Annotated in this window: 31 protein-coding genes and 1 tRNA gene; 16 read left to right on the top strand and 16 right to left on the bottom strand. The window is 39.1% G+C overall.

Going from position 1 to position 26,973, the window contains the following annotated elements:
• Window position 1: 1 nt before the first annotated feature.
• Entirely contained in the window at window positions 2–706 is a 705-nt protein-coding gene (locus K1720_RS09240) for an RAD55 family ATPase (RefSeq protein WP_251948841.1), read from the bottom strand.
• A gap of 113 nt (window positions 707–819) precedes the next feature.
• On the opposite strand from K1720_RS09240, the gene K1720_RS09245 reads away from it, so the two are divergent.
• From K1720_RS09245 to K1720_RS09275, 7 genes are all read left to right on the top strand, one after another.
• A complete protein-coding gene (locus tag K1720_RS09245) occupies window positions 820–1,695 on the top strand; it encodes an MEMO1 family protein (RefSeq protein WP_251948843.1) in 876 nt (291 codons plus the stop codon).
• Window positions 1,696–1,855: 160 nt separating this feature from the next.
• On the top strand, window positions 1,856–2,278 hold the full coding sequence (locus K1720_RS09250) for a hypothetical protein (RefSeq protein ID WP_251948845.1): 423 nt from the start codon (window positions 1,856–1,858) through the stop codon (window positions 2,276–2,278).
• A gap of 86 nt (window positions 2,279–2,364) precedes the next feature.
• Entirely contained in the window at window positions 2,365–3,366 is a 1,002-nt protein-coding gene (locus K1720_RS09255) for a mevalonate kinase (protein WP_251948846.1), read from the top strand.
• Window positions 3,363–4,145, top strand: coding sequence for an isopentenyl phosphate kinase (locus K1720_RS09260; protein ID WP_251948848.1), 783 nt, complete (start codon window positions 3,363–3,365; stop codon window positions 4,143–4,145). The genes K1720_RS09255 and K1720_RS09260 overlap by 4 nt, the downstream gene beginning before the upstream one ends.
• Before the next feature lies 1 nt (window position 4,146).
• Complete coding sequence (gene fni / locus K1720_RS09265) at window positions 4,147–5,262, top strand: type 2 isopentenyl-diphosphate Delta-isomerase (protein ID WP_251948850.1); 1,116 nt, start codon at window positions 4,147–4,149, stop codon at window positions 5,260–5,262.
• Window positions 5,263–5,398: 136 nt separating this feature from the next.
• Complete coding sequence (locus tag K1720_RS09270) at window positions 5,399–6,721, top strand: RNase J family beta-CASP ribonuclease (protein WP_251948851.1); 1,323 nt, start codon at window positions 5,399–5,401, stop codon at window positions 6,719–6,721.
• Between the two features lie 4 nt (window positions 6,722–6,725).
• Window positions 6,726–7,751, top strand: a complete 1,026-nt coding sequence (locus K1720_RS09275) for a polyprenyl synthetase family protein (protein WP_251948853.1) — start codon at window positions 6,726–6,728, stop codon at window positions 7,749–7,751.
• 118 nt (window positions 7,752–7,869) lie between these two features.
• Here the strand turns inward: K1720_RS09275 and K1720_RS09280 are convergent, their stop codons facing one another.
• The 6 genes from K1720_RS09280 to K1720_RS09305 form a co-directional block, all read right to left on the bottom strand.
• On the bottom strand, window positions 7,870–8,142 hold the full coding sequence (locus tag K1720_RS09280) for a DUF7521 family protein (RefSeq protein ID WP_251948855.1): 273 nt from the start codon (window positions 8,140–8,142) through the stop codon (window positions 7,870–7,872).
• Entirely contained in the window at window positions 8,135–8,650 is a 516-nt protein-coding gene (locus tag K1720_RS09285) for a winged helix-turn-helix transcriptional regulator (protein WP_251948857.1), read from the bottom strand. The genes K1720_RS09280 and K1720_RS09285 overlap by 8 nt, the downstream gene beginning before the upstream one ends.
• A gap of 73 nt (window positions 8,651–8,723) precedes the next feature.
• Window positions 8,724–8,800: transfer RNA gene (locus tag K1720_RS09290), tRNA-Thr, on the bottom strand.
• A gap of 244 nt (window positions 8,801–9,044) precedes the next feature.
• Entirely contained in the window at window positions 9,045–9,494 is a 450-nt protein-coding gene (locus K1720_RS09295; RefSeq protein ID WP_055281601.1) for a universal stress protein, read from the bottom strand.
• Window positions 9,495–9,497: 3 nt separating this feature from the next.
• The gene (locus K1720_RS09300; RefSeq protein ID WP_251950692.1) at window positions 9,498–10,769 is read right to left on the bottom strand and encodes an ArsB/NhaD family transporter; all 1,272 of its coding nucleotides are present in this window, start codon (window positions 10,767–10,769) and stop codon (window positions 9,498–9,500) included.
• Window positions 10,770–10,789: 20 nt separating this feature from the next.
• Window positions 10,790–11,332, bottom strand: coding sequence for a universal stress protein (locus K1720_RS09305; RefSeq protein ID WP_251948859.1), 543 nt, complete (start codon window positions 11,330–11,332; stop codon window positions 10,790–10,792).
• Window positions 11,333–11,458: 126 nt separating this feature from the next.
• Here K1720_RS09305 and K1720_RS09310 point away from each other — a divergent pair, with 126 nt between their 5' ends.
• From K1720_RS09310 to K1720_RS09345, 8 genes are all read left to right on the top strand, one after another.
• Window positions 11,459–13,357 carry a S16 family serine protease gene (locus K1720_RS09310; RefSeq protein WP_251948870.1) on the top strand — a complete coding sequence of 633 codons (1,899 nt, stop codon included), beginning with the start codon at window positions 11,459–11,461 and terminating at the stop codon, window positions 13,355–13,357.
• A gap of 56 nt (window positions 13,358–13,413) precedes the next feature.
• A complete protein-coding gene (locus K1720_RS09315) occupies window positions 13,414–14,112 on the top strand; it encodes a SagB/ThcOx family dehydrogenase (protein WP_251948872.1) in 699 nt (232 codons plus the stop codon).
• A gap of 1 nt (window position 14,113) precedes the next feature.
• On the top strand, window positions 14,114–14,293 hold the full coding sequence (locus K1720_RS09320; protein ID WP_167887983.1) for a hypothetical protein: 180 nt from the start codon (window positions 14,114–14,116) through the stop codon (window positions 14,291–14,293).
• Window positions 14,294–14,372: 79 nt separating this feature from the next.
• Entirely contained in the window at window positions 14,373–14,744 is a 372-nt protein-coding gene (locus K1720_RS09325; RefSeq protein WP_251948874.1) for a cupin domain-containing protein, read from the top strand.
• 111 nt (window positions 14,745–14,855) lie between these two features.
• On the top strand, window positions 14,856–16,139 hold the full coding sequence (locus tag K1720_RS09330; protein ID WP_251950694.1) for a uracil-xanthine permease family protein: 1,284 nt from the start codon (window positions 14,856–14,858) through the stop codon (window positions 16,137–16,139).
• 6 nt (window positions 16,140–16,145) lie between these two features.
• Window positions 16,146–16,844: a uracil phosphoribosyltransferase gene (gene upp, locus K1720_RS09335; protein WP_251948876.1), complete on the top strand. Its 699-nt coding sequence runs from the start codon at window positions 16,146–16,148 to the stop codon at window positions 16,842–16,844.
• Between the two features lie 43 nt (window positions 16,845–16,887).
• Entirely contained in the window at window positions 16,888–17,379 is a 492-nt protein-coding gene (locus K1720_RS09340; protein WP_251948877.1) for an Lrp/AsnC family transcriptional regulator, read from the top strand.
• A 6-nt stretch (window positions 17,380–17,385) separates the two neighbouring features.
• Window positions 17,386–19,896 carry a DEAD/DEAH box helicase gene (locus K1720_RS09345; protein ID WP_251948879.1) on the top strand — a complete coding sequence of 837 codons (2,511 nt, stop codon included), beginning with the start codon at window positions 17,386–17,388 and terminating at the stop codon, window positions 19,894–19,896.
• Here K1720_RS09345 and K1720_RS09350 read toward each other — a convergent pair.
• Entirely contained in the window at window positions 19,893–20,684 is a 792-nt protein-coding gene (locus tag K1720_RS09350; RefSeq protein ID WP_251948881.1) for a DUF63 family protein, read from the bottom strand. The two genes, K1720_RS09345 and K1720_RS09350, sit on opposite strands and share 4 nt — an antisense overlap.
• A gap of 107 nt (window positions 20,685–20,791) precedes the next feature.
• Here K1720_RS09350 and K1720_RS09355 point away from each other — a divergent pair, with 107 nt between their 5' ends.
• On the top strand, window positions 20,792–21,160 hold the full coding sequence (locus K1720_RS09355) for a hypothetical protein (RefSeq protein ID WP_341480964.1): 369 nt from the start codon (window positions 20,792–20,794) through the stop codon (window positions 21,158–21,160).
• Between the two features lie 55 nt (window positions 21,161–21,215).
• Here the strand turns inward: K1720_RS09355 and K1720_RS09360 are convergent, their stop codons facing one another.
• The 8 genes from K1720_RS09360 to K1720_RS09395 all read right to left on the bottom strand — a co-directional run bounded on the left by K1720_RS09360 (window position 21,216) and on the right by K1720_RS09395 (window position 26,875).
• On the bottom strand, window positions 21,216–22,205 hold the full coding sequence (locus tag K1720_RS09360; RefSeq protein ID WP_251948883.1) for a DUF5305 family protein: 990 nt from the start codon (window positions 22,203–22,205) through the stop codon (window positions 21,216–21,218).
• A 61-nt stretch (window positions 22,206–22,266) separates the two neighbouring features.
• Window positions 22,267–23,226 (bottom strand): DUF4139 domain-containing protein, encoded by a 960-nt coding sequence (locus K1720_RS09365; RefSeq protein WP_251948885.1) that lies wholly within the window; start codon window positions 23,224–23,226, stop codon window positions 22,267–22,269.
• Window positions 23,223–24,293, bottom strand: a complete 1,071-nt coding sequence (locus K1720_RS09370; RefSeq protein WP_251948886.1) for a signal peptidase I — start codon at window positions 24,291–24,293, stop codon at window positions 23,223–23,225. Before K1720_RS09370 ends, K1720_RS09365 begins: the two co-directional genes overlap by 4 nt.
• On the bottom strand, window positions 24,290–24,796 hold the full coding sequence (locus K1720_RS09375; RefSeq protein ID WP_251948888.1) for a DUF1102 domain-containing protein: 507 nt from the start codon (window positions 24,794–24,796) through the stop codon (window positions 24,290–24,292). The genes K1720_RS09370 and K1720_RS09375 overlap by 4 nt, the downstream gene beginning before the upstream one ends.
• Before the next feature lie 64 nt (window positions 24,797–24,860).
• Entirely contained in the window at window positions 24,861–25,415 is a 555-nt protein-coding gene (locus tag K1720_RS09380; protein ID WP_251948890.1) for a DUF1102 domain-containing protein, read from the bottom strand.
• The gene (locus tag K1720_RS09385) at window positions 25,412–26,026 is read right to left on the bottom strand and encodes a DUF1102 domain-containing protein (RefSeq protein ID WP_251948892.1); all 615 of its coding nucleotides are present in this window, start codon (window positions 26,024–26,026) and stop codon (window positions 25,412–25,414) included. Before K1720_RS09385 ends, K1720_RS09380 begins: the two co-directional genes overlap by 4 nt.
• 124 nt (window positions 26,027–26,150) lie before the next feature.
• Window positions 26,151–26,654, bottom strand: coding sequence for a DUF7344 domain-containing protein (locus tag K1720_RS09390; protein WP_251948893.1), 504 nt, complete (start codon window positions 26,652–26,654; stop codon window positions 26,151–26,153).
• Window positions 26,651–26,875 carry a helix-turn-helix domain-containing protein gene (locus K1720_RS09395; RefSeq protein WP_251948895.1) on the bottom strand — a complete coding sequence of 75 codons (225 nt, stop codon included), beginning with the start codon at window positions 26,873–26,875 and terminating at the stop codon, window positions 26,651–26,653. Before K1720_RS09395 ends, K1720_RS09390 begins: the two co-directional genes overlap by 4 nt.
• Window positions 26,876–26,973: the final 98 nt, after the last annotated feature.

Consider the following 26,973-nt stretch of genomic DNA (forward strand, 5'->3'; position numbering starts at 1 on the left):
CTCAATCCCCGACAAATATACCTTCCTCACTGTAAATCTCAAAACCTCTGTCTGTAAGCCTATAAGGTCTTATCTGTTCATCAAATGAACTTCCTCTGAATTTTAAGATTTTTATTCCTCTAACGACCTTTCCAGAAATTTCGTATGTTCTGAGCTCTATCACTCCACTGACTAAGTAATCCTCAAGGTCAGTCTCATGAAGCTCAGAAGTTATGAGTAGCGTAACATTGTACTTTGCAAGATCCTTTAAAAAACCTATAAATGTTCGTCTATACTCAAGGTCATTCTCTATTGTCAGCTTCACCATGGTTATGGGATCTATAACAACTCTTGTAAACTCCTCAGTATCTAACCTCTCTTTTATAGCTTTTACAAGCCTACCAAAGCTTTTTGCGAATTCTTCATGATAAGTTCCTTCAAATATATGGCTTCTTTCTCCAATCGGAGTTGCATCAATTCCCTTAAAAAGAGGCGTGCTAATGTCCAACCCCAGTTTTTTCATATCTTGTTTAAGAGGATCTAAGGGCTCTTCAAGGGTTATATACAGCACCTTTTCATTATTCCTTACACCTTCCATTAAGAAATGAATGGTCAAAGTTGTCTTGCCAGTTCCCGGCCCCCCTTTTACAAGATATGCCCTTCCAGAAATCAAACCACCATGTAACATCTTATCTAAACCTTCTATTCCCGTAGAGATACGGGCCATAACGGCACACCCTAAAGTACATCTATCGTTATTAAAGAAATATTCAAAATATAAAAGCTTTTCTAACCAAATCCTAATAAACCTCAAATTCTCTATCAATTCTGGTGAGCGATATGCTTAGATATCCCACAGTTGCTGGTAGTTTTTATCCTACTGGAGAAGAGCTTAACATGATGCTGAAAGAGTTTTTTAAAGACCTTGGGGAACTCGGAAAGAGGAGAAAAATAACTGCGGGAGTTGCTCCTCATGCAGGATACGTGTTCTCTGGATTTACTGCTTCAAGAACATATAAAGCTATTTACGAAGACGGTTTACCAGAAACTTTTGTTGTGATAGGGCCCAACCACACTGGCCTAGGTTCACCAGTGGCTATTTACCCAGAAGGAGAATGGGTAACTCCAATGGGGGAAATCAAAGTTGATGGAGACTTCGCTAAAGCCATAGCAAAACACTCGGGAATAGCAGACTTAGACGAGTTTGCCCACAAATATGAACATTCTATAGAAGTGCAGATACCTTTTATTCAATATATCTCTCAAAAAGCTGAAGAAGAGGTAAAGATTGTTCCCATAACTCTTGGTCTCCAAGATGACGAAGTAGCCGAGGATTTGGGAAAGGCAATTTTTGAAGCAAGTCAAGAGCTTGGAAGAGATATCGTTATTATAGCAAGCACGGATATGATGCACTATGGGTATGCTTATGGTTATGTGCCTTTTAGAGCAAGAGGAGAAGATCTGCTAGGAAGAATTAGGGAGTGGGACTTTAGGGTTATTCAGAAGATCCTTGAGTTTGACCATAAAGGAATGTTTGATGAAATTAGGAAGATGGATCACACAATGTGCGGCCCTGGAGGAGTAGCAACTGCGATAGTGTTTTCAAAACTTGTTGGAGCCGTTGAAGCAGAGGTTTTACATTACACCACAAGCTTTGAGGTGAGCAGAAGTACGGATGCCGTGGTAGGATATGTGAGTGTTGTTATGAAAAAATGAAGACCTAACCTTCTCCTCACCATGAAGGTTGAGGTTTCAGAAAAAAGTAAAGATTTACAAAAAAGTATGGCAGATTACAATTTATGGGAAGTAAAAAATTTATAAAGAATAAGACCACAATTATTATTACGAACTTTCACAAGAAGAGGAAGGTGGAAAAATGAAAAAGATTGTTAAAAAGGTGTTTCAGTTCATAGGAATCCTCCTTTTTATTTTGGCTGGCTTATATTTAACCCACCTTTCTCTCAATCTGAACGATCCACACTTAAATGATCTGGATGTTATAGACCTCACTGTGAAATCTGCCATGTATTTCTTAATACTCGGTATAGCCATGATTTCATTTTCTTTGTTCTATTCTGAACTCAGTGCCATGGCCAAATCCCTGGCCGCAACAGTTCTTCTAGGTTTGGCGGCGCTACCCGGATACACTATTGGTGTAGAGCCTTTAATAATAGGATGCTCACCATGTAGCGCATTTGAGATGCACTGGCTTTCAAACCTTGTTGGCCTACTTATTTTTGTGCTTTCGATTGGAGGCCTCTTCCTTTTGTGGCTCCCATTTTTAAAAAGAAAAATGTAAACAACCAAAAGGAAAATAAATTTAACAAACATACTCTAAAGCATGAAAAATTAGATTAGTTAAGATCATCAAAAGGAGGGACAAAAATGAGGGTTCTTGCTTCAGCCCCAGCTAAAATTATTCTCTTTGGAGAGCACAGTGTTGTTTATGGGAAACCCGCTATAGCGGCAGCTATTGATTTGAGAACCTATGTGAGAGCCGAATTCAATAAAAATGGGAGGATAAGGATAGAGGCAAAGGATATAAGAACTCCTGGCCTAACAGTTTCTTTCTCAGAAGATCAAATATATTTTGAAACAGACTATGGAAGAGCTGCAGAGGTTTTGAGCTACGTAAGAGAAGCCATAAACCTTGTCATGGAAGAAGCTGATAAGCAGAAAGGAGTAACAGTTTCTATAACTTCTCAAATTCCCGTGGGTGCTGGCCTTGGAAGCTCAGCCGCTGTAGCAGTAGCTACGATAGGCGCTGTCTCAAAGCTTTTGAACTTGGAACTAAGCAATGCAGAGATAGCTAAACTTGGACACAAAGTGGAGCTCCTTGTCCAAGGAGCTTCGAGTGGAATTGACCCAACGGTTTCTGCTGTTGGTGGTTTTCTTTACTACCAAAATGGCTCCTTTGAAAGTCTGCCAGTGGTGGAGCTTCCAATAGTCGTGGGATACACAGGTTCAAGCGGAAGCACTAAGGAACTTGTTGCTAAAGTTAGGAAAAGCTTCGATGAGATGCCAGAGATAATTGACCCCATCCTTAACTCAATGGGGAAAGTTGTTGAAAAGGCCAAAGAGATAATACTAGCAGAATATGACAAAGAAATTAAATTCGAGCTCTTGGGAAGGTTAATGAATATAAATCACGGCTTGCTCGATGCGTTAGGAGTTTCAACTAAGAGTTTGAGCGATTTAGTGTATGCTTCAAGAGAAGCTGGAGCTTTGGGAGCCAAGATAACTGGAGCAGGAGGAGGTGGATGCATGTACGCCTTAGCTCCAGAAAAGCAAAGTGAAGTTGCAACAGCCATAAAAATCGCTGGTGGAATGCCAATGATAACCAAGATTAGCAAAGAAGGACTTAGAATTGAGGAGGTTGAGAAATGATAATCATCAAACTTGGTGGAAGTGTTATAAGTAACAAGAACAAACCTTACTCGTTTAATCAGGAGATTATTGAACAGACAGCCGAGGAGATTGCTCAATTTTATCCAAATGAACAGTTCATTTTCGTTCACGGTGGAGGAAGTTTTGGACATCCAAATGCTAGGGAGTACAAAATTCGAGAAGGTCTAATAGGAGATGTAAAAAGAAAAAGAATAGGATTCTCCAAGACACACCAAGCAATGCTTAAACTAAACAGTCTAATAGTCGAAACTTTCCTCGAAAAGGGCCTACCTGCCTATTCTGTATCTTCTTCATCAATATTCCTCATAGAAAAAGGTGAAATTGTCTATGGTGAGCTCGAAGTTTTAAGAAAGCTATTGGAGAAAGATTTCATCCCAGTTCTCTTTGGTGACACGGCAATAGCCCTGGATAAGGGAATAGACATTCTCTCTGGGGATCAGATAATAAACTATCTTGCAAGGATGTTCAAACCAAGCAAAGTACTTTTTTTGATGGACGTTGATGGGATCTATGATAAAAATCCAAAAGAAAAAGGGGCAAAACTCATTAAAGAACTTACCAAAGAAGAAATTAAACACCTGCTGGAAAGCTCAGAATCGGCTGGAATAGATGTAACGGGAGGTATCGGAAATAAACTAAAGAAAGCTCTAGAAATAGCCCACTACACAGATGTGTATTTTGCTAATGGAATGGTCAAGGGAAATTTAATAAGAATCTTGAAAGGAGAAAATCCAGGGACAATTATTAAGAGGTGGTAAAATGGATAAAGAAGAGCTTACTGTAATTAGAAAGTTTGAACACATAGAGCACTGCTTAAAGAAGCAAGTTGAAGCTCATGTAAGTACCCAATTCGAGAACATACATTTTGTTCATACATCCCTACCTGAAATAGACAAAGAGGAAATAGATTTAAGCATTGAATTCCTTGGAAGGAGATTTGATTACCCAATAATGATCGCTGGCATGACTGGAGGAACTAAGGGATCTCAAATTGCCGGCAAAATCAACAAAACTCTCGCCAAAGCTGCCCAAGAGCTGAATATTCCCATGGGTGTCGGAAGCCAGCGAGCAATGATTAGAAAACCCGAGACCTGGGAAAGTTACTACGTTAGAGACGTTGCGCCAGACATTTTCCTTGTTGGCAATTTGGGAGCACCCCAATTTGCTGAGAATATGCCAAACCGATATGGTGTTGAGGAGGCCTTGAAAGCTGTGGAAACAATCCAAGCCGACGCCCTTGCTATTCACATGAATCCTCTTCAAGAGAGCGTCCAACCGGAGGGAGATACACAATATAAAGGTGTCATAAACGCTTTGGCAGAACTTAAGAGTGAGCTCTCATATCCCATAATAGCCAAAGAAACTGGAGCTGGAGTCTCAATGGAAGTTGCAATAAAGTTGGAGAGCATTGGAATCGACGCAATAGACGTTGGAGGTCTTGGAGGAACATCATGGAGTGGCGTTGAGTACTACAGAGCAAAGGATGAGAGAAGTAGGAATCTAGCCTTAAAGTTCTGGGACTGGGGAATTCCAACTGCTTTAAGCGTTGCTGAAGTTAGATATGCAACTACCTTGCCAATAATAGCAACAGGTGGAATTAGAGATGGGATAGCAATTGCAAAGGCCTTAACACTTGGCGCAAACCTTGCAGGAGTTGCTTTACCTCTGCTGAAGCCAGCAGTCAATGGAGATGTCGAGGGAGTGATCAAGATTCTTCAACGATACATAGATGAACTTAAAAATGCTATGTTTCTTGTAGGAGCAAGAAACGTGGAAGAGCTTAAGAAAGTCCCTCTCGTAGTTACAGGTTTTGCAAGAGAATGGCTTGAGCAAAGAATTGACTTGTGGGAATTTTTGAAAGATAGAAGACTTTGAAGCTTTTTCTTTTCTAATGCACATATTTTTAAACCCTCGAAGCTAGTATACCTTAACCCGGTGGAGTTCCGCTCCACCAGCCAAAGGGCCGAGGCCGACAAAAAGTCCGCCTCAATAAAATAGTGGAGGAACTGAAATGATAAAAGTCTACACAATAGGTGGTTATGAAGAAGTAGGTAAAAATATGACTGCCATAGAATATGAAAATGAGATTATAATAATTGATATGGGAATTAGACTTGATCGAGTTCTTATTCATGAAGATGTTAACTTTCAACAAATGAGTTCGCGAGATTTAAGAAAATTAGGGGCTATTCCAGACGATACCTCAATTAGAAACAAAAAAGTTGTAGCTATAGCCCTCTCTCATGGCCATCTCGATCATATAGGTGCCATAGCAAAACTTGCACCTCACTATTCCAACGTCCCAATTTATGGAACTCCTTACACAATAAAACTTGCAAAAGGGGAAGTTAGAAGCGAGCAATACTTTGAAGTTACAAACCCCATGTATGAGACTCAATATGGTGAGATAGTCCAAGTGAGCGAAAATCTAGCTATAGAATTTGTCCAAATAACACATTCAATTCCCCATTCATCTATGGTTGTAATACATACTCCAGAAGGAGCCGTAGTCTATGCCTGTGATTATAAATTCGATAATCACAATCCCCTAGGAGAAAAGCCCGATTATAAGAGGCTTAAGGAGATAGGCCAAGAGGGCGTAAAAATTTTGATACCTGAATCTACAAGAGTTGCCGAGCAAACAAAGACCCCAAGCGAAGCTTCTGCAAAATTACTTCTTGAAGACTTTTTCTACTACGAAGGGATGGAAGAAAAAGGGCTAATAACAACTACTTTTGCTTCACATATAGCTCGACTTCAAGAGCTAATAGAAATAGCAAATAACATGGGAAGACAAGCCGTTCTGATAGGGCGATCATTGGCCAAATATACCGGCATAGCAAAACAGTTGGGATTAATAAAAATGAAAGGGGCTAAAGCCGTTAGAAGCCCAGCTGCCGTACAAAAGACCCTCAGAGAGGTATCTCAGGCTAGAGAAAATTATCTCCTCATTGTAACCGGTCATCAAGGTGAACCAGGAGCCATCTTAACGAGGATGGCTAGTGGAGAGCTCTACGATATTGGAAAGAATGATACTGTTGTGTTCTCTGCAGGAGTTATCCCAAACCCTCTCAATATTGCCCAACGCTACGCCCTAGAGACCAAACTCAGAATGAGAGGGGTTAGGATGGTAAAAGATTTACATGTCTCTGGCCACTCTAGTAGAGAAGACCATAGATATTTAATCAAACTCTTAAATCCCGAAAATATAATTCCCGCTCATGGTGAATTTAGGATGCTTACATATTATGCCGAACTTGCTGAAGAAGAAGGGTATTTAATAGGAAGGGACGTTTTCGTGTCAAGAAACGGTTACAAAGTTGATGTGAGGTGATAGGATGAAGTTTGATCCCTTATTCAAAGCATTGAAAGAAAAGAGTAAAGTAGTTGATGAAGCTATCTTCGATCTTGTGCCAGAAAAAGAACCCAAGGTTATTTATGATGCTGCAAGACACTACCCCTTAGCTGGAGGAAAAAGAGTTAGGCCATTTATAGTATTAATGGCCACAGAAGCAGTGGGTGGAGATCCAGAAAAAGCAATTTATGCCGCAGCAGCAGTAGAATTACTCCATAACTATTCTCTAGTTCATGATGATATAATGGACATGGACGAAAAAAGAAGAGGCAGACCAACGGTTCATAAGATTTGGGGAATAAACATGGCAATACTCGCTGGAGACTTGCTCTTCTCAAAAGTTTTTGAGGCAATTGCAAAGATTCCTACTGACCCCAAAAAGGTTGTAAGAGTTCTGGATGTTATCTCAAAGACCTCTAACGAGTTATGTGAAGGTCAAGCAATGGACTTGGAATTTGAAAGCAAAGATAGTGTTAGCATCGATGAATACATGAAAATGATAAGTGGAAAAACCGGTGCGCTAATAGATGCTTCAGCCACAATTGGTGGAATTATAGGAACAGACAATGAGGAGTATATTCAAGCTTTATCAAAATATGGGAGGAACATCGGTATAGCATTCCAAGTGTGGGATGATGTTCTGGATCTTATAGCCGATGAAGAAAAACTTGGAAAACCCGTAGGAAGCGATATAAGAAAGGGCAAGAAGACCCTTATTGTAGCCCACTTCCTAGAAAATGCAAATGAAGAGGACAAAAAAGAGTTCTTTAAGATATTCGGAAAATATGCTGGAGACGTACAAGGAGAAGGCATCATAGAGGAAGACGTTCAAGAAGAGGTCAAAAAGGCAATCGAGCTCTTAAAGAAATATGGAAGCATAAACTATGCTGCTGAAGTTGCAAAAGAACTTGCAGATGAGGCCAAAAAGTCCCTAGAGATACTGCCAGAGAGTGAAGCTAGAAGGTATCTCGAACTTTTAGCAGATTTCATAGTAGAAAGAGAATACTAATGCCTGTTTCTCCTATTTCTTAAACATTTTCTTCTGAAAGCCTCGCCCTTCAGGGCGGGGAGGATGTCAGCTTGCTGTAAATATGGAAGGGGAGAGATTAGGATCATAAGGAAGATTCTCAGTCTCTTTTCACTAAAGCTACAAAAAATAGGAGAAGTATTCCGAGTTCTAGAGTCGTTGAAGTAATATCGATAATATCTAATGAGACTGTGCCGTTGAGCAAATGGAAATTTTCAATAATCTTTTTGATAGTAAACATGAGGAATGCTAAGAGTAATAGTAAGATACTCTTCATTCCGCTCTTCTTATATGCTTTCCACGCAACTACCGAAAGTAAACCTCCCAAAACAATTACGATACTATCTAGGATATATCCTAGAAGATCAATCATATTCCTCCCCCCTGAAGGTTAAGGTTAAATCAATTAGCTTATCAGCAAGTCTATCCCAGATTTTGGGTTTATATTCTCTGATTATACGGATTAAAACATCCTTATCATAATTTGGTTGATAAATAACATTCTTTCCATGTTTAATTTTCCTCACAAGCCCTAGTGCTTCAAGTCGTTCCATATGGTAGTTTATCGTGGATGGAGTTAGATTGAGCTTCTCTGCCAGTTCGTGCTGGTTTTTTTCATCTTCTGCAAGTAAAATTAAGATTTTCCGTTGACTTTCATTTGAAATTGCTATCATAAGGGGTTTGTAACTTTCACTAAAATCTGCAGGGAAGATGTATTTCCTACCTCCAAGTTTTTTTGCAACAATTTTGTTCTCTCTTTCAAGGTGTCGAAGGTGGTACTGGAGATTTCCTATTCCCATCTCAAGTTCTTGAGCTAATTTACGAAAAGTTATTCCTGGATTCTTTGTAATATGCTCCAAGACTCTTTCTCTGCTGGTCATAAGTATCAGAATAAGAATGGTATTAAGACTTTTTAACGGTTTATGGTACGATTCTCAAAACAGAGATCTGATATGGAGCCCCGGGCGGGGTTTGAACCCGCGACCTGCCGCTTACCAAGCGGCCGCTCCACCAGGCTGAGCCACCGGGGCACCGAAAGAAAGAAGCCAAAATCGCTATATAAACTTTTCGCTTTAGGCTTTTTAAAAGCTGTGTATCTGCGTGTTATACTGTATACTGTTTAAGTTATAAGTTATATGTGTTAACGTTTTGTGTGTTAGAGGATGCTATTGACCCTTCAGGATTAAAATTTCAAGTACTGATCTTCCCTCTGTCTTGAAGGGCGAGGCTTTCAGAAGAAAAAAGTAAGATCTCAGACTAAAAAGAGTATATGAATCATCGAACTATTAAAAGGGGGGGCCTTATATTCCCTGCTATCTCCTCTAACAAGCTTCCTATTCTCGTCTTTCCACTCTTCCCATAAGCACCCATCACAACTAGAGAATACTTTCCACTATTTGCTTCTTCTAGAATTTTATCTTTCGCTATACCCTCTACAATTTTTATAGAGCAATTCACGCCTTCACTCTGACAAAATCTCAACATTTCCCCCATTACTTCTTGAATACTCCTTTTCATATTGTTCCACACTTCCTCTTCAAAGCTACGAATTTTTTCAAAGCTTCCTTGTCTTGCACCAAGGTTAAAAGCAACTGCTTTAGCCTCCCTCCTGTCCAAAACTGAGAAAAGGACTATCTTTGCATTTTTCTTTTTCGCAATAGTAAGTGCATGAAGGGCTGCTTTTTGACTCCATTTTGACCCATCTATTAACACAAGTATTCTCATCTTTCACCACCACACATATCTAAACCATAAAACTCCAATACCAACCCCAACTGTGAGTGCCATTACTATAATTCCCATTTTAAGAAAATCCACAAACGTGATTTTTATGTCTTCCTTCGCGGCTATTCCAATGACCACAACGTTTGCTGAAGCTCCAATGGCAGTTCCATTTCCTCCCAAGCATGCTCCTAAACTTAAGGCCCACCAAAGGGGATACGTATCAAGAGACGTTCCCATAGCCTTAATAAGAGGTATCATAGTAGCTGTGAAAGGTATGTTATCTATAATAGCTGAAGCAAATGCTGAGAACCATGCTATAATTAGCATTGCTTCTCCTTCACCATGCATATAAGACATCATCCAACGGGCTATCTGCTCTATAAATCCAGTTTCGACAAGACTCCCCACTAGAATAAACAAACCTCCAAAGAAGAAAAGAGTCGCCCATTCTACTTTTTCTAAAATCCCTTCGGGGTTTTCTCTACTCCAGAATAAGAGCAAAGAAGCACCAAATAATGCCACCACTGCTGGTTCCACACCAAGTTTATCATGAACAAAAAATAGGGTTATCACAATCAAGATAGTAGTTATTGATTTTCTGAAAAGAGCTAAATCTCTGATAGCAGCTCTTTCATCTAAACCATTTAGAGTTCTTAGAATTCTTTCCTTTTTTTCTTCACTGACTCGTAATACCTCCCGATAAGCAAAATAGACTATAATGATCATAACCACTAGATCCAAAAGGGCTATAGGCCCCATGTTACTAATGAACTCATTAAAACTCAGTCCAGCAGCAGAGCCTATCATTATATTAGGAGGGTCTCCAATGAGAGTCGCTGTTCCTCCAATATTAGAAGCAAAGATCTCTGAAAGAAGGAAGGGAAGAGGATTTATCTCCATTAATCTAGAAATATAAAGAAGCATTGGCGTGAGAAGTAAAACCGTTGTTACATTATCCAAAAAAGCACTAACAAGGGCCGTAACAATGGAAAACAATAAAAGGACACGAATAGGTTCACCTTTAGCCAATTTGCTTGTTTTTATTGCAATATATTCAAAAAGACCGCTCATTCTAGTTGTATTAACTATTATCATCATGCCAGCAAGAAGGAGAATTGTGTCTAAATCCAAAAAAATAGGGACTCTCTCCCAAGGGACTATATTTGCCAATAAAACTATAGAAGCTCCCATCATTGCAGCAACTGTCCTGTGAATTCGTTCACTTATTATAAGAGCGTAAGTAAAAATGAAAACCAGTAATGCAAAGAGTTCCATGTTTGTCACTGTTTCACCCCCTAATAGACTACAGCAGGAATTTTCAGGTGTTGAATTATCTTAAGGACTATTGGGCTCAGAGGAGAGGTTTTCGTTATCTCAGATCCATAGGCCCTTGAAATAACAAGCATATCACTATTTTCAGCCAATCTTATTATATCTTCACTTTTGTTCCCAAAAAAGATCCTCCGTTGTACTCTTAACCCAAAATCCTCTAATTCTTTTGCAATCTTATCAAGCATCTCCCTACCTACTATCTCTTCTCTTCGCTTAAATTCCTCACTAGCTTCTTTGCTCAATGTCTGGCTCAATAAATGAAAGATCTCTGAGTCCATGATATACACTAGCAACACACTTGCATCATATGCACTTACAGTTTCATATACCTCATCGGGAATATTTTTTACATACCGATCAAGGGGCATAAGGATTGACCGAATCTCAGGTAGCATTTTTTCTTCTTCTGTAAGCAAGAACTCACGATAGTGTTTTATTATATCTTCATATTTCTTACCTGCTATATGCTTGAACTTTCTCCCGATGAATGAAGAGTAAATACCCATATTTCTCCCCCTTGAATCTTTAGCAAATTCCTTAAAAGAGCTTTGGTTCATTCACTGAATTTTGGATTCATGAACCACAAGAGATATTAAATGGCAAAGAGAGTTAAATTAGCGGGGGTGAATAGAATGAAGAAGATGTTAGCAACATTAATGCTAATTTTCTTGCTTTTACCATTTACAATTGCACAATGTCCAGAGAGTGGAAATACAATCATCCTAAAGGCTCCAGCAGTCTCAAGAACCTCAGGTGGTGAATTAATTGGTATTGCAACAGACTTTATAATAACCGTTGCTCCCGGAACCGGACACGTTTATGTTGAGACTTGGCCTCTTGCAGAAGTAGATATGCAGGCTTCAGCAAGATTGGCAGCACAAATAGCAGGAAAAGTCTTAGGTGTGGATATGAGCAAGTATGACGTTTTTATTCACGTAAAATCTGACGCACCAATCATAGGTGGGCCTTCTGCAGGAGGAACCATGACAGTAGGGATTATTGCAGCCCTTAAGGGATGGAAAATTAGAGAAGACGTTATGATGACAGGGATGATAAATCCAGATGGGAGTATTGGTCCAGTTGGCGGAATCCTCGAGAAAGCCTCTGCAGCATATAGTGTGGGGGCTAAACTTTTCTTAATTCCAGAAGGACAAAGAATTCAAATTGTCGAAACAACAGAAAAGAAACAAATAGGATCAATAGTCGAGATAACGAGTAAGTCGGAAAAAGTGGATGTAGTTGAATATGCCAAAGAGAGATGGGGCTTGGATGTTAAAGAGATCAAAGACATTTACGATGCTGTTTATTACTTTACAGGAAAAAAGATAGAAAAACCTCCGGTACCAGCTAATTTGAATGTTGATACATCTTTTTTAAAAGAGGATGCTGTTAAAGACTATGATGAAACCATTAAATACTACGAAAAGATTGAAAATAAACTTAAAGACAGCGATATTAGTTATACTACCTATTCCTACCTTAAAAATGCTCTAGATGAAGCAAAAAAGAAACTAGACGAAGCTAAGAAGAATCTTGATGAGGGAATGTACTACACAGCTCTAAGCCTTGATTTCCAAGCCAGGATCACAATAAGACACGTGGACTGGTATTTAGATATAAAATCAGACAGTGACTTAGAGAACCTGCTAAAAAGTATTGACAATGAAATAAAGGAAACAGAAAACCATGTTTCAAACATTACAATACGGGGAATAAGTATGCTTCAAGCAGTTGCTGCGAGTGAAGAGAGGATAGAACAAGCAAAGTCCCTCCTAAAAGATGCCTGGTCAAACTATTATGATGGAAATTACTGGAACGCAGTAAGTAGTGCTGCCTTTGCTTACGAGAGAATACAAACTGCAAAATTCTGGGCATCCTTAGGAGAGAGATATGCAAAAGGAGAAGTCATTGAAAGAGATTCAGTAAAAGAGACTGCAAGAGAATACTTGGACAATTCAAGACTAATAATTACTTATATCACTTCCATGTTTGGCGAGGTGAGTCTTCAAGACTTAATTAGTCTAATGAACGAGGGGGAAGAATACTATCTAGATGGAAAATATTCAGCAGCAATATTCTCAGCAATGGAAGCAAGAATCCAAGCTGAGATAATCCTAGACACTCTTGGGATAGATAACGAGACTATTTTAATGGATAAATTACAGAGAATGAAAGAAGATGCCAGAATCGCAATTGCTCAAGCCCAAAAAGAAGGCATTTACCCCGTTTTAAGCCTCTCATACTACGAATTTGCCCAGAGCTATGAAAAGCAAGGAGGAGTGGACAACATCCAAACTGCCATGATGTTTTATCAATACGCCAAAGAAACATCAACTGTTTTCTTAGGAACCACATCTCCTCCGAAAATAACTGAGGAACCTTTGATATCATTAATCCCTAACCAAACTGCAACATCCACTAACACAACTACAGAACCACTACCTGAAACAAAGAAACTCTCAACTCCATTAATAGTTTCCGCTTTAGTCGTAGGCTTAATTCTAGGATTTATCGCCGGAAGAAAATCCTAACTCCTTTTTCAATTCTTAAAGCAAAGCTAAAATAAGATGAAGACATATCTATAACCATGGTATATCGAGAAGTCTCGCTCCTTATAGTGGTTCTTGTATTCACCTCATCAGTTCTACTATTCTTAAAGCCCCGTCTTCAAAAAGAAGGAGGTGAAGTCGTGTATTCAGGAGAGAAAATAATATTACCAAAGCCACTGCTGGAAGGTGAGATGAGTCTTGAGGAAGCAATAGCAAAGAGAATGAGCATCAGAACTTATAAAAATGAACCTTTAACACTAAAAGAACTTTCCCAACTTTTATGGGCAGCTCAGGGAATAACTCACGACAAAAAAAGAGCTGCTCCTAGTGCCGGAGCTACTTATCCATTTGAGATATTCGTAGTTATTGGAAATGTTAAAGGCCTTACCCCAGGCATATATCACTACAATCCCTTTGAACATAGCATGACCCTAACAAAAGAAGGGGATTTCAGAAAAGAGCTTCAAAAAGCAGCCCTTAATCAGAAATGGGTAGGAGATGCGGCAATAGATATAGTTCTTGTAGCATTTTATGAGAGGACAACTTCCTACTATGGCGAACGAGGACGAATGTACGTGCATATGGAAGCTGGACATATAGGTCAAAACATTTATCTCCAAGCAACTGCCCTAAGTCTTGGAACCGTTGCCGTAGGAGCATTTTATGAAAATGAAGTGGCAAAGATCATTGGTACTGATGGAGTTCCACTCTATATTTTCCCAGTAGGGAGGATTTGATATGGTTGTGCTAGATCACTATACCCTCGGTTATATAACATTTGGTCTTATGAGCCTCTCAATGCTAAGTGGTGCCTTTATTTTCTTATCTAAAAGAAGAGAAACATGGATAAAGATTCACATCATTTTGAGCATCCTAGCATATCTTTTTATGGTGTGGACTATATGGATCGTGAGATGACATACCCAACTTGAAAGACAAGGTTTTCAAGGAATAAGCTTATTAACACTCTCACCTCAGATTTTATGGTGATAAGAGAATGTTTGTTAGCCATTATAAAGATGTCGAGGAAAAAGATGTTACAATTGAAGGTGTTGAGAATACGACAATTAGATGGCTCGTTTCTCCAAAAATCGGGGCCAAAAACTTTGCAATGAGATACTTTGTTATTAGAAAAGGCGGGAAAATCCCCATTCATCAACATGACTGGGAGCATGAGATATTTATTGTGAAAGGGGAAGGCTACATAACAAACGGCAGAAAAACCGTGAAAGCAATCCCAGGAAGTTTCCTTTATGTACCACCAAATGAACCCCATGGATATGAGAATCCCGATTCAGAAACCTTTGAATTTTTATGCATAATCCCTGTAAAAGAAGAAAGCATACCTCCCGAAGAAAAGGGTCAGTGATTACAATAATTTGGTTATTTTCTATATTTTTGCTTCTATTATTAACACATAGCTATCTATTATTTCCGAAAATTTTTTAAGCCACATATGACATACGTTGAGCGGGCTTTAATGGCAAATGGAATTAAAATCGGAATCGAAGAAAAAGTGGAATCAAAGAAAGCTGTTCTTTTAGGATTTCAACATGTTCTTGCAATGTTTGGAGCAACTGTTACAGTGCCTCTTGTTGTTGGAACAGCGATTGGACTTAATGGAAAAGACATTGCACTTTTAATTCAAGTAGTTCTACTAGCCATGGGAATAGCAACCCTTTTGCAAACTACTATAGGGTCGAGATATCCAATAGTCCAGGGATCCAGTTTTGCCTTCATACCAGGACTCATAAGTATAGGAAATAACTTAGGATTACCTGCTGTAGAAGGGGCTTTGATAATTGGTGGATTAATAGAAGCTGCAATAGGTGGTTTTGGAATCATTGGAAAGCTCAAAAAGCTCTTTTCACCTGTTGTCACCGGAGTCACAATAATGCTGATAGGATTTTCGCTTGCTCATGTAGCCGTAAAGTATACATTTAACTTCTTTGCTGATCCAAATGGAACAAGCATTCCAAAAGCATTCTTTATAGCACTAATAACCTTTGCAACCACTATGCATGTAGCACTTAAAGGAAAAGGGTCATTGAGAGCAATGCCCGTAATTGCAGGGGCATTTGTGGGATATACAGCGAGTATAGTTTTGGGGATGACTGATTTCACACTTGTAAAGGAACTCCCACTTATAAATATTCCAAAACCTCTTCCATGGGGAACTCCAGTATTTAATGCAACTGCAATAATAACCCTTCTCTTTGCTTTCATGGTGAGCATCATAGAAAGTGTAGGAGATTATCATGCAATTTCAGCAATAGCAGAAGCCCCAATAACAAACAAAAACATTAGCAGAGGAATTATGAGTGAAGGATTGGCATGTTCAATAGCTGGAATTCTTGGAGCCTGTGGTACTACAAGTTATTCTGAAAATATTGGACTCGTAGCTCTAACAAAAATTGCAAGCAGACAAGTGGTGCAAGTAGGTGGGGTAGTACTAATACTCCTAGCTATGATTCCCAAATTCTCTGGAATTTTGGCTTCAATGCCTCATCCTGTACTTGGAGGTCTTACAATAGCACTTTACGGTATGATAAGCGTCACAGGGCTTAGATTAATAAAGGATAAAGTTGAGTTAAATGATAGAAACATGCTCATAATTGCAAGTGCCCTAATAGTCGGATTGGGCGCCCCTCAACTACCTCCCGAGTTCCTTGAACATTTCCCTCAAATTGTTAGTAGTATTTTAGAATCGGGAATGGCTATTGGAGCTCTAACTGCCATACTCCTTGATCAGATATTGAGGTGAGGAAAGATGATAAAGGATGAAAGATGGGAAAAAGTTTACTCATTTGACGACTCTCCATATTTGATGGAGATTTTAACAGAGTTAAGGAATAAAGAGACGGATTCAATAGCCTTTAGAAAAGGCCTTGTAAAACTTGGAAGATTTATGGGATACGAGATAATAAAAACAATGGACATCGAGAAAATAAAAATAGAAACCCCTTTAGAGGAAACTGAAGGGATAATCGTCAAGGATAGAAGAAATATTGTGATCGTCACTGTGTTAAGGGCCGCAGTTCCTCTTATGGAAGGGCTTGTAAAGGTATTCGAGCATGCCCGTATTGGAATTGTTTCAGCATCAAGAGGAAAAGCTCCTAAGTTTGAGATAGAAATGAATTACATTAAGATACCCCAAATAACCCCAGAAGATACTGTAATAATAGCCGATCCCATGATAGCCACAGGTTCAACACTGGTAAAAGTTATTGAAGAAGTCAAAAAGTATGGCACTCCAAAACGCCTCATAGTCCTCGGTGTTCTTGCTGCACCTGAAGGAATAGAGAGAATAAAAGAAGAGTTTCCAGAGGCCGAGATATTTGTAACAAAAATAGACAGAGAGCTTAACAGTAAGGGTTATATCCTCCCCGGTCTTGGAGATGCAGGTGATAGGGCATTCGGAGCACCAATTAAAATTTCTACCCTACCTCAAGTCCACACAATAGAGTAGCGAAAACTTAATAGCTTCCCTTTCTTAATATTTTTCGATCACCATGGCAGGCATTGATGAGATAGACAAGAAACTCCTGATAGAACTTAGAAAGAACGGAAGGGCCACGCTTACCGAGTTGAGCAAAAAATTAGGACTCTCTGTAGCCAGTGTGAAGAATAGAGTAGATAAACTTGAAAGACTTGGTGCTATAAAGGGATATTCCACCCTTGTTGAACCTACGTTTCTTGATGAATACCTGCAGGCTTTAATAGAGTTAGAGCTTTTAGTGGAAGACCCTAGAACAGACTTAGTTCTTCATGAAATTGGAAAGTTAGATAATGTTTTAGGAATTTACAAAAAAACTGGAGAGTTTCAAATCCTAATACGAGCCAATTTTAAGAATATGGACGAGCTAAAAGAATTTTTGAACCTCCTTTCTAGAAGATACCTACGCAAAAATCTACGCCGTTGGCGAGTCACAATTGTACTGGAAGTTCTCAAGGATGGAGGCATATCTCTCTCCAAGGAAAATCAGAGAAAAAACAACCGGTGATTAAATATGCTTCTCGTGGTCAAGAAAGGTAGAAAAGAAAGCGAGCTTGAAGCCTACTATATAGAAAATGAACCTGAAAAACTTTCCAAAATCCAAAATCTGAAGGCCGAACGTATTTTTAGACTTATAATGAGAGATAAACGGCTTTTTAAGGTTCTAGAAGGAAGTAAGTATCAGAACCCAAAAGAGATCGAAAAAATGCTAAAAAGTGCGAGAATAGTCCTCACTTCAGAGGCCTGGGACAAATGGAACGAATACTTCAAAGTAAGACTTCAGAATAAGAAAGTAGAAAAAGCTGACCTTTGTAGACTCTGTCTTTTGAATGGGAAAATTACTACACTAACGGAGGGAAATAGAGTAAAATATCATAAGGAATATATTTGTCAGCAGTGTGCTGAAGAAGAATTAAAAAACGAGCTTAGATATAGATTCAGAAGCATTGGAATGTTTGACCAAGCTAAGAAACTTCTTGAAAGATTTAAAGACCTCGATAAGGTACTCGTTGTTTTTGACCCTCGGTTTGATCCAACAAAAAACCCAGAAGTTACAAAGTGGGATGAATTAAAACCAAAGAGGATTAAAGTGCGAGAAGTCTCTATAGATGAACTCCCAATTCCAGCCAAATTCAAACAAATATTAAAGAAAGAAGGAGTTGATAAACTCCTTCCAGTCCAAGCACTAGCTTTGCAACATGGTCTTCTTGATGGTGAAAGTTTATTAGTGGTCTCCGCAACTGCAAGTGGAAAAACTCTAATAGGAGAACTCGCTGGTGTTCCAAAAGCAATGAGTGGGAAAAAGCTTCTTTTTCTTGTTCCACTTGTAGCCCTAGCCAACCAGAAATATGAAGACTTTAAAAGAAGATATTCTAAACTCGGGCTCAAAGTAGCTATAAGGGTTGGAATGAGCAGAATAAAAACAAAGGATGAACTTGTAGTGGTAGACACAGGCATAGAGGCAGACATAATTGTTGGAACTTATGAAGGAGTTGATTATCTTCTTAGGGCAGGAAGAAAAATTGGAAATGTTGGAACGATTGTAATAGATGAAATCCACATGCTCGATGATGAAGAACGAGGAGTACGGCTTGACGGTCTTGTTGCAAGGCTCAGGAAACTATATCCAAATGCCCAATTTATTGGCCTTAGTGCTACTGTTGGAAATGCAAATGAACTCGCAAATGAACTAGGGCTGAAATTAGTGCTTTATGACGCAAGACCTGTCGCATTAGAGAGACACGTCATCATAACAAGAAACGAGAGCGAAAAATGGAGATACATAGCCCAGTTATGCAAGGCAGAGAGTATGAGAAAATCTCCTCAAGGATTTAAAGGACAGAGCATAGTTTTTACTTATTCAAGAAAGAGGTGCCAGGAATTGGCAGCATTTTTAACCAGTAGGGGGCTCAAGGCCAAGCCATACCACAGTGGTCTACCCTATTACCAAAGAAAGCTAACTGAAATGGAATTCCAGGGACAAATGCTTGATGTTGTAGTAACTACAGCAGCATTAGGGGCAGGAGTTGACTTTCCAGCATCGCAGGTTATCTTTGAAAGCCTCGCAATGGGCAACAAATGGCTTTCTGTTAGAGAATTCCACCAGATGCTCGGAAGGGCAGGAAGACCTTTGTACCATGAAAAGGGCAAGGTTTACCTTATAGTTGAACCTGGAAGGAAGTATTCTACTCAAATGGAGAGTAGTGAAGATGAAATAGCTTTTAAGCTTTTAACGGCCCCAATTGAGCCAGTCTATGTAGAATGGAGTGATGAACTTGAACAAGATCAGGTTTTAGCCCATTCATCCGTATTCTCCTATTTAGATGACATAGAAAAAGTGCAAACTCTTTGCTTGGGAGCAAACCAAAATGCTGAAAAAGTCTTAGAGAAACTTGAGGAGTTTGAATTTGTTAGATTGAAAGGTAAGCTTGTTCAAGTAACTCCTTATGGAAGAGCCGTTAGCATGAGCTTCCTCCTTCCAAAAGAAGCCCAGTTTATCAGAAGAAATCTCTTTAAAAAGCATCCGAAAGAAATTGCAATCAAGCTCTTGCCCTTTGAGAACGTTTATCTAGGCGGAACATTCCAGAGAGAGCTCGAAAGTGCTGTGAGAGGAAGACTAAGTAGCAACATCTTCTCACCCAGTTTTGCTTCCATACTGGAAGAACTTGAAAAAGTTTTACCAGAGGTTAGTCCCAATGTTCAGGATAAACTATTCCTAATATATCAAGACTTCTTCATGTGTGAAGCGGAAGAGTGTACAGAGTATGCTATGGAAAGAGTTTCTTCCCTTGTGATAGAACTCCGCCGACAGGGAATGCACCCCACTCAAATAGCCGAATACTTCAGAAAGCAATATTCTCTGATACTTTACCCTGGAGATGTTTTTACTTGGCTCGACGGCATAATAAGGAAGCTCGAAGCCATTGAGAGGATAGCAAAGGTGTTCAGGGCAAAGAAGGCAGAGTTTGAGGCAACTCTCTTGAGAAGAGAGCTTGAAGAAGGAAGAAAACTAAGAAAAGACTAACTCACGATCTGAAGGATCATCTGGGCCGGATCTCTAATTGCTGGTCCAAGTCCTAAGACATAAACAGCCAAATACCAAAACCTCCTCTCCTCTTCATCTGGGACAAGATATCTCAGACCATAATAAACTACCACAAGAATGAACACTATCCACGGATAATAAATAAATGCCCCAAACTTTTGAACCAAGATATTCTCCAGCCAGTGTACTTCTCTATAACCATAATAGTGGATTGCGACAATTGTAGAGCCTATATCAAAGATGTGAGCAAACACTGGGAAAAGATATATCTTTTCAAAGGGTTTGAATCTGTAATACCCCAAAATCGGCAGTAAAAAGACTATTGTATAAAATACCGTTAGCTCATACGGCATCCAACTTTTAGCATTGATTATAAGAAGATAGTTAACATAAAGGGCCAGCAAAGAACCCCATCCTATTGTTATTTTCGGATATGTCTTTAGTTTCGAATCAGCAAAGATCGCAGGCACAATTAAAATAAATGCTGTGAAAAATATTCCAGGAGTCAAAATAAGAGGATGTGGTTTTAGAATCCCTCCATCTACAAGGGCCCTAACAGTAGAACCAAATATCACCATCGGGGTAACAGCATAGAAGAGTCTTTCATCCACTCTTATCTTTAGTGGTCTTATTATCCATTTGTAAGTATAGATAATTGCGAATCCTAAAACAAGGGCATAAACAAGAGTGTTATATGGATTGTATCCCTCTCTCGTGTACATTGGTCTTACAAAATATTCCCATATGAATCTTTCAACTGATTCCATCTTACTCCCCAAAAGCCCTCTTTCTAATTCCTTAAATTTTTTTCTACTCCAAAATGAAAAAGCTAATAAGGTATGTATTGCAAATATCTGTTCTGAGGTGATGTGAAATGATGGGGGTACCCATGAGGGCTCCTTTTATGTCGGGACTTTTTGCTGCAATGGGATTCATGGCAGTGATAGTGATATTGATCGCTCTCGTGATTGCAGGGTTCTTCTTGATGCTTGGAGCCAAATTTGCTGGAATAGAGGATGTAACACTTGGAAAATCCATGATAGCAGTAGTCGGTGGGGGAATTTTAGCCCTGCTTATAGTATGGGTACCTATCATAGGGTGGATACTAGGAATACTAGTGTATATTTGGGTCATAAAAACAGTGTTTAACACAGATTGGGGAAAAGCAGCAATAGCTTGGCTCATGACAATAGTAGTTAGAAATAATAGTAATGTTTGCTTTTATGATACTCTTGGGCATTAGCGTTGCAGTTTTTTGATTCTTTAATTTTACTCTAAGTAAAATAAAAAAAGAAAAGTCAGGTGTTTTTCTTATGTCTGTATTCGTATGCTATGCCGCCGTCGATTATGACATAAATGTCCTCTCCACCTTCTGTGTAATGGAGAATTGGTTTATCTAAAAGATCAAAAGTTTTCTTCAGATCATCTTTTGTAGCTAAGATAACTCTCCTCTCTACTTCAACAGGAGCTCCTTCTGTAATGTAGGGAGCTAGATCCTTAAATTCATTCTTTGGCCTTTGGCTTTTAATAGTATACACGCCTCCTATCAAGGGGGTCAAGAACAAAAGGGCCAACAATGGCATGACCTTCTTCGCAGTATCAGCATACATTGTTACACCATATTTACTAATTCTTGTTCTTTGGGTCTGTCTCTCTATTATTGATTTTTGAACACTCTCTTTTTCATTTGTAAAATAGTACAACCCAATCCCAGTATCCTTAACTAATGTAGATATATGTTCAAAGTTTTCATTTATCTCCTTTCCAAAGGCTTTACCTTGAACATGAACACTTGTTGTGAATACTATCTTCCTATTCAATCTTTTTAACCCAAGCTGGTCCATTATTTCGGCCGTTCTCCTATCAAGTTTAGTTAAGTTCAAATTGTACTCGACAATGAATTTACCATCTTCTAGTTCTCCGGAGTCTTCGAACAGCGTGTCCTCCCAAAGAACAATTTCTTCACTACCTCGCTTCACACTGTATTTCACTATTCCCCAAGTCCGATACGTACCCTTTATTTCCGTCATTGGAGTAAATCGATAACTGTAAGTTAAAACAAATCTTTCAACCAGCGGAATTGGATATTCTGCTCTTCTGAGGCTTTCTCCATATAAGGTGTTATTTTTCAAAATAGCCACATGAATCAACTCGCCCTCTTGAGTGTATTTTCCAAGCACACTCTGAGTAGTTACTGTCGAACTAACCCCCAAAAGTTTCACTGAGTAAAATGCAAAAAATAGGAAGAGCACTAGTGATATGGCTAGAACCTCTCTCCTAGTTACCAATTTTTTTAAGTTTTCTACATTAATCACACTTTTAATATCCATCTAAATTTCCTCCACTACTTCAACAACATTTTTTGTTAGATCCTCCACAATCATGTTCACAGTTTCCGTCGTCTTCACAATTCACATCAGCTACAACAGTAATATTGTTGCTTGTAATATCGTATCCTACAATTTTCGCACCCTCGTTTAAGGGGTAAGTTCCACAAGTTGTAAATTCCCATTTTCCACCATGTCCAGTTTCTACCCATCTTGTAGAGATGGTTATATTCATATGGGCACTCTCTCCTGGACCCAGCTCGACATTCCATTCCAAGTGATCTGACTTTCCATGTCTAGTAAACGCATAAGTACCTTTACTTGCACTTGTTCTGTTTAGATCTACATTGAACTCCCCTGGGATAACATCCTTTATAGTCAAGTTCCTTGGAATTCCAGAATTGTTTACAATTATCTGGAATACCCATTCCTGATACGTTTTTAGTGGGATTCCCGTAGTGTTTCCACTTAAAAGAACCTTTCTAATCGTTGGACCGCTTAGAATTATCACTCTTATTGAGCAGGCTTCTATAACAGCATCCCCACCGTTCCATCTGGCATAGATGGTAACCGGTACTATGTAAGTACCCGGATCAGCGGTACCTACTGTTATGTTTCCCAAGAACGTGTAGTATTGTTGAGAATCTATTGGTTTCTCCACACCATTTTCACTCTCGATCCACATTTCTGCTCCCGTGGGAAGGTCCGAATAATCCGGATCAAGCCAGATCCATACTCTTTCAAGTTCATTTAGATAGTTGCCAATTGTTAGTGCGTCAAATTCAACTTGACTATTTTGATCAACAACCACAGTCGCTGCATATCCATCGTAACACATGAAGCTTATATATTCCTCATCGTGAGGAACTACTGCAACTTTTACCTCTCTCTCTGTATTAAAGTAGACAAAAGTGCCACTCGAACCAATGACTATCAATGAAGATAGTAGCAACATAAGTATGACTGGGATTATTTTTTTCATTTTCCAAACACCTCCATTTTGATTTGCCTTAATAAGCTCGATCTTCTATTTCTGATTTTGAGGATGTCCTCATTCCCAATTCCTGAGATAGCATAAAGCAACCCCAAGAAGATTGTCGTCTCTGCAAGAATTGCAAAAAGCGGGGCAAAAGGTCTTATATCATAAAGCCAGTCAATTACAGACCGAGGTAACACTGGCATGTAAGCATTAACCTTGATCTTGTCCACAAATAACGATGTTTCTCGCGGAGTGTTTATTAAAACTTTGATTGTCTTTTCCTCTTGAGGGCTTAATTCAAAGTGAGTTTCTGATATTTCTACTATCCTTGGGCTTTCTGGTTCAAGATAATAGACCATAGAATAAAAGTTCCCATTTTTGATCGTGATTTCCTCCTCAAATGTAGATCCTGGTAAGTACCACCCTTCTCTCTGTCCACCAGCAGAAGTTACTGCATACTCTATTGGAAGAACTTGCCAGGAAACAAACATTGAAATTGAGAGCATGACAAGTAGTAAAACCGAAGCAAGAATGTATAATGTCTTGAATTTAATTTTAATAAACTTAGCCCTCTTTTTTCTGTGTTTCGTGCTCTCACCCGTAAATGCAAGAGCCCCTACAATTACCAACAATGCAGCAAGCATAATTTTGGTTCTTCCTGAAACTCCACGTTGAAGATAAGTGCCTACTTGAGGAAGCTTAAGAGGAGAACCTCCAATCATAATAACCTTCCCAGCAATGTCTTTAGGTAAAATTGGATTCGTTTTCTTCCCTTGCTGGTCCGTGGCAACGTTATTGTCACCTTTTGTTATATACCCACCTTCAACGATTCCTACAACTCTATGGACAGTCCAACTACCTCTCAGATTAAAGATTATTATATCGCCAATATCTGCACTCCTTGAAAGAGGATTTATGAAAAACAAATCCCCCCTATTCAAAGTAGGAGTCATGCTATCTGAATAAACATAAGAAATAAAAACGGGCCTATCTAGAAGAGCTCCTAAAATAGACCCCAAGACAATCACGGAAATCGTGAGAATTAGAAGATACTCAATGAGTTTCTTCATTCACAAGGACCTCCAAAAGCCTGTATTGTAATGTTTTGGTCGTAATTACCTAAAGTTAGACCTATGGTATTAAAGCGCATTCCTACCTGCACAGTTTGATTCGCCAAAACAGTAAATTCTATGCTCTGACTCCAAGTATTATTGTAAGGACTTACAAAGAGCCCAATTGTTAAAGTTGGTGAGCTTATAGTAATACATATTTCACTAAATCCTGTCTCACTTTCATTGTTGTATATCTCAAAGACACTATCGAAGACGTAAATTGAATTCAGCGAGAGACCTTCCCCAAAACCAGGATAAAGAGGACTCTTATTGCTGATATCTATTTTTAAATATCCTTCACTTAGATAAGCATATGGTGGGAGGGGAGTCTCGATTGAAGGTGAACCATTGTTATCAACAGCAAGAACAACAGGAATTGGCTTCACAACAAAAACCCCCCACGCAAAAAACATTATGATTAGTATAACTGGTAGAACAGCAAACTTGAGTATCTTTCTCACTTTTCTCTCCCCCTAATAAATTTAAATGTAAGGAGCAAATGCCCCCAAAAGATAGAAAGATTAATCACTCCTCTTCACATTCACCGAGTACTGCATCAAAACTTAAAGTCCCGCTTAATGCATCGCCATCGTCCAAGCCTTCGCTGTCAATGATCATTCCGATCTCTACAGTTTCTCCTGGAAGAATAGTAACTTCAAGCTCATCTACACCAACAGTCTCGTTTGTGTATTCTCCTTCAAAGAAGCTAATTGCCCCACTTCCACTGTACTCAATGTGCATACAAATAGTAACGTTTTCCCAAAGGTGGTTGCTCACGCCAAAAACGTGCTCAAAGACGTAAATTGAGTCTGGACTAACACCTTTACCTATTGTCAAGTTTTGTAAGAACAGCTCCCAATAGTTCGCATTTTGCATACTCAAATCTATTACAAGCATCCCATTATCATTTATGTATGCATAAGGCTGAAGGGGTACTAAGTCAACAAGTTCATCATCGTCTGGAACCATTTCTATGTGAACTTCTCTATCTGCTTCAAAGTATGCAAAAGTGGCACTGCTTGCTGTTACTGCAATGACAATTCCTGCAATCAACATGAAAATTCCTAGTATCTTCTTCATATTATCACCCCACACTGAATTGGCTCTTCTCCTAATGGCCATGCTTTAATTGTTATGTTTCCATAGAAGTCACCAAGTTGTCCGCCTGCTATTTCCATTCCAATACCGAGTTCTTCTCCAGGGAACAGAATGAAACACACGTCTCCAGCTGCAGTATCTGAGTTGTAAGGTTGTCCAAAGCCGTTAGTTATCCACATGTTGTATGTGGGGTCATAGAACGAGAATGTACCTGGGTCAGATGAAATAACCTGGACCACTATAGGCATTTGTTCCCAAAGGTGGTTGCTTACATAGAAAACATGGTCAAAGTTGTATCTTGATTGCGGGCTTATCCCAAGACCTCCTGTCCAGTTGGGGATGTAATATGGCGAGTCCATATACCCCGGCCAGTTTGGATTGTCGACTGAGAAGTCTATAACGAGTTTTCCTCTGTCATTTATGTAAGCATATGGTTGGCCCGGATGCAGATCAATAAGCTCAACGTCATCTGCAACTACGCTAACGTGGACACTTCTTTGAGCTCTGTAGTCTCTGAAGGTTGCAGTAGTGCCAAGGGCCATTGCAAAGGCCACTAAAAGGCCCAACATTCCAAGTGCTAAAACTTTTTTCAAATCTTTCGCCTCCAATTTTTCGAAGGGTGCCTCACCCCAACGGTGAAGCACTCACCTTCTTCTTGCTCTCTCTTGTATATAGTTAATTCCGACTTACCTCGAATTATTTGTAGGTAATCTCTCATTACTCTTCACGACTTCCCGAGCTAAGAACCCTATAAGTCTTAAAGTGCTGAATTATTGAAAGACCTAGGTAGATCCCGGATACTATGACAAGAGGAAGATTATTGAGCCATAAACCAGTAATGGCAAATATTATAGAAACCCCTGCATAAAAAGCACTCCAACTTATATCGTGTTTTCCTACCATCTCCATGTATACATCAACATTTTCAGGAATCTCTAATAATGTGACAGTGTGATGGTCAAATTTTATTATTCCTGCTCGTTCCATTTTGGGGATATGTGTTTGGATCAAGCTAACGTAAACACTTTTCCTATGTCTTCTATCAGTTTGCCCTTCTTCTTCGGCTATGAAGTCCACTATATCTCTTAAATCAGCCTTTCCATCGCGTTCTTGGAGATATTTAATCAGGAGCATCCTTCTATCATTACCCAATATCATTGAGGAAGGGCTCATTGTATTTGCCTCACTCCTCATTTGAACCCCTCCACGTACTTCTCTCATTGCACCACCAACCGATAGTGCCTTCTATGGTTCCCATTTCTATAGAAAAACTCTACAATTCCTGCTCTTGACAACTTTTCAAGTGTTTTTTCAACTTTTTGACGGGTACACTCAATACCACTTTCGTTTAAAAAACGAGTAATGAAAGCAACTGTTAACTCCCCTTTTTCCCTAAGAATCTTCAAAATTTCTTTTTCAACAGAAATTTCTGACTTTTCCATATAATCATCTCCTTGATACCAATAGATTAGATAACCATTGATTTTAAGAATAGTTATTACCCTTCAAATTACAACTATCCTTTGGAAGTTATTGACAT

This window comes from Thermococcus argininiproducens (genome assembly GCF_023746595.1).
Classification (GTDB): domain Archaea; phylum Methanobacteriota_B; class Thermococci; order Thermococcales; family Thermococcaceae; genus Thermococcus_A; species Thermococcus_A argininiproducens.

Coding starts and splice junctions, on each gene's coding strand:
- K1720_RS09240 (WP_251948841.1), bottom strand. CDS start 706: ATGGCCCGTATCTCTACGGGAATAGAAGGTTTAGATAAGATGTTACAT.
- K1720_RS09245 (WP_251948843.1), top strand. CDS start 820: ATGCTTAGATATCCCACAGTTGCTGGTAGTTTTTATCCTACTGGAGAA.
- K1720_RS09250 (WP_251948845.1), top strand. CDS start 1,856: ATGAAAAAGATTGTTAAAAAGGTGTTTCAGTTCATAGGAATCCTCCTT.
- K1720_RS09255 (WP_251948846.1), top strand. CDS start 2,365: ATGAGGGTTCTTGCTTCAGCCCCAGCTAAAATTATTCTCTTTGGAGAG.
- K1720_RS09260 (WP_251948848.1), top strand. CDS start 3,363: ATGATAATCATCAAACTTGGTGGAAGTGTTATAAGTAACAAGAACAAA.
- fni (WP_251948850.1), top strand. CDS start 4,147: ATGGATAAAGAAGAGCTTACTGTAATTAGAAAGTTTGAACACATAGAG.
- K1720_RS09270 (WP_251948851.1), top strand. CDS start 5,399: ATGATAAAAGTCTACACAATAGGTGGTTATGAAGAAGTAGGTAAAAAT.
- K1720_RS09275 (WP_251948853.1), top strand. CDS start 6,726: ATGAAGTTTGATCCCTTATTCAAAGCATTGAAAGAAAAGAGTAAAGTA.
- K1720_RS09280 (WP_251948855.1), bottom strand. CDS start 8,142: ATGATTGATCTTCTAGGATATATCCTAGATAGTATCGTAATTGTTTTG.
- K1720_RS09285 (WP_251948857.1), bottom strand. CDS start 8,650: ATGACCAGCAGAGAAAGAGTCTTGGAGCATATTACAAAGAATCCAGGA.
- K1720_RS09295 (WP_055281601.1), bottom strand. CDS start 9,494: ATGAGAATACTTGTGTTAATAGATGGGTCAAAATGGAGTCAAAAAGCA.
- K1720_RS09300 (WP_251950692.1), bottom strand. CDS start 10,769: ATGGAACTCTTTGCATTACTGGTTTTCATTTTTACTTACGCTCTTATA.
- K1720_RS09305 (WP_251948859.1), bottom strand. CDS start 11,332: ATGGGTATTTACTCTTCATTCATCGGGAGAAAGTTCAAGCATATAGCA.
- K1720_RS09310 (WP_251948870.1), top strand. CDS start 11,459: ATGAAGAAGATGTTAGCAACATTAATGCTAATTTTCTTGCTTTTACCA.
- K1720_RS09315 (WP_251948872.1), top strand. CDS start 13,414: ATGGTATATCGAGAAGTCTCGCTCCTTATAGTGGTTCTTGTATTCACC.
- K1720_RS09320 (WP_167887983.1), top strand. CDS start 14,114: ATGGTTGTGCTAGATCACTATACCCTCGGTTATATAACATTTGGTCTT.
- K1720_RS09325 (WP_251948874.1), top strand. CDS start 14,373: ATGTTTGTTAGCCATTATAAAGATGTCGAGGAAAAAGATGTTACAATT.
- K1720_RS09330 (WP_251950694.1), top strand. CDS start 14,856: ATGGCAAATGGAATTAAAATCGGAATCGAAGAAAAAGTGGAATCAAAG.
- upp (WP_251948876.1), top strand. CDS start 16,146: ATGATAAAGGATGAAAGATGGGAAAAAGTTTACTCATTTGACGACTCT.
- K1720_RS09340 (WP_251948877.1), top strand. CDS start 16,888: ATGGCAGGCATTGATGAGATAGACAAGAAACTCCTGATAGAACTTAGA.
- K1720_RS09345 (WP_251948879.1), top strand. CDS start 17,386: ATGCTTCTCGTGGTCAAGAAAGGTAGAAAAGAAAGCGAGCTTGAAGCC.
- K1720_RS09350 (WP_251948881.1), bottom strand. CDS start 20,684: ATGGAATCAGTTGAAAGATTCATATGGGAATATTTTGTAAGACCAATG.
- K1720_RS09355 (WP_341480964.1), top strand. CDS start 20,792: ATGATGGGGGTACCCATGAGGGCTCCTTTTATGTCGGGACTTTTTGCT.
- K1720_RS09365 (WP_251948885.1), bottom strand. CDS start 23,226: ATGAAAAAAATAATCCCAGTCATACTTATGTTGCTACTATCTTCATTG.
- K1720_RS09370 (WP_251948886.1), bottom strand. CDS start 24,293: ATGAAGAAACTCATTGAGTATCTTCTAATTCTCACGATTTCCGTGATT.
- K1720_RS09380 (WP_251948890.1), bottom strand. CDS start 25,415: ATGAAGAAGATACTAGGAATTTTCATGTTGATTGCAGGAATTGTCATT.
- K1720_RS09390 (WP_251948893.1), bottom strand. CDS start 26,654: ATGAGAGAAGTACGTGGAGGGGTTCAAATGAGGAGTGAGGCAAATACA.
- K1720_RS09395 (WP_251948895.1), bottom strand. CDS start 26,875: ATGGAAAAGTCAGAAATTTCTGTTGAAAAAGAAATTTTGAAGATTCTT.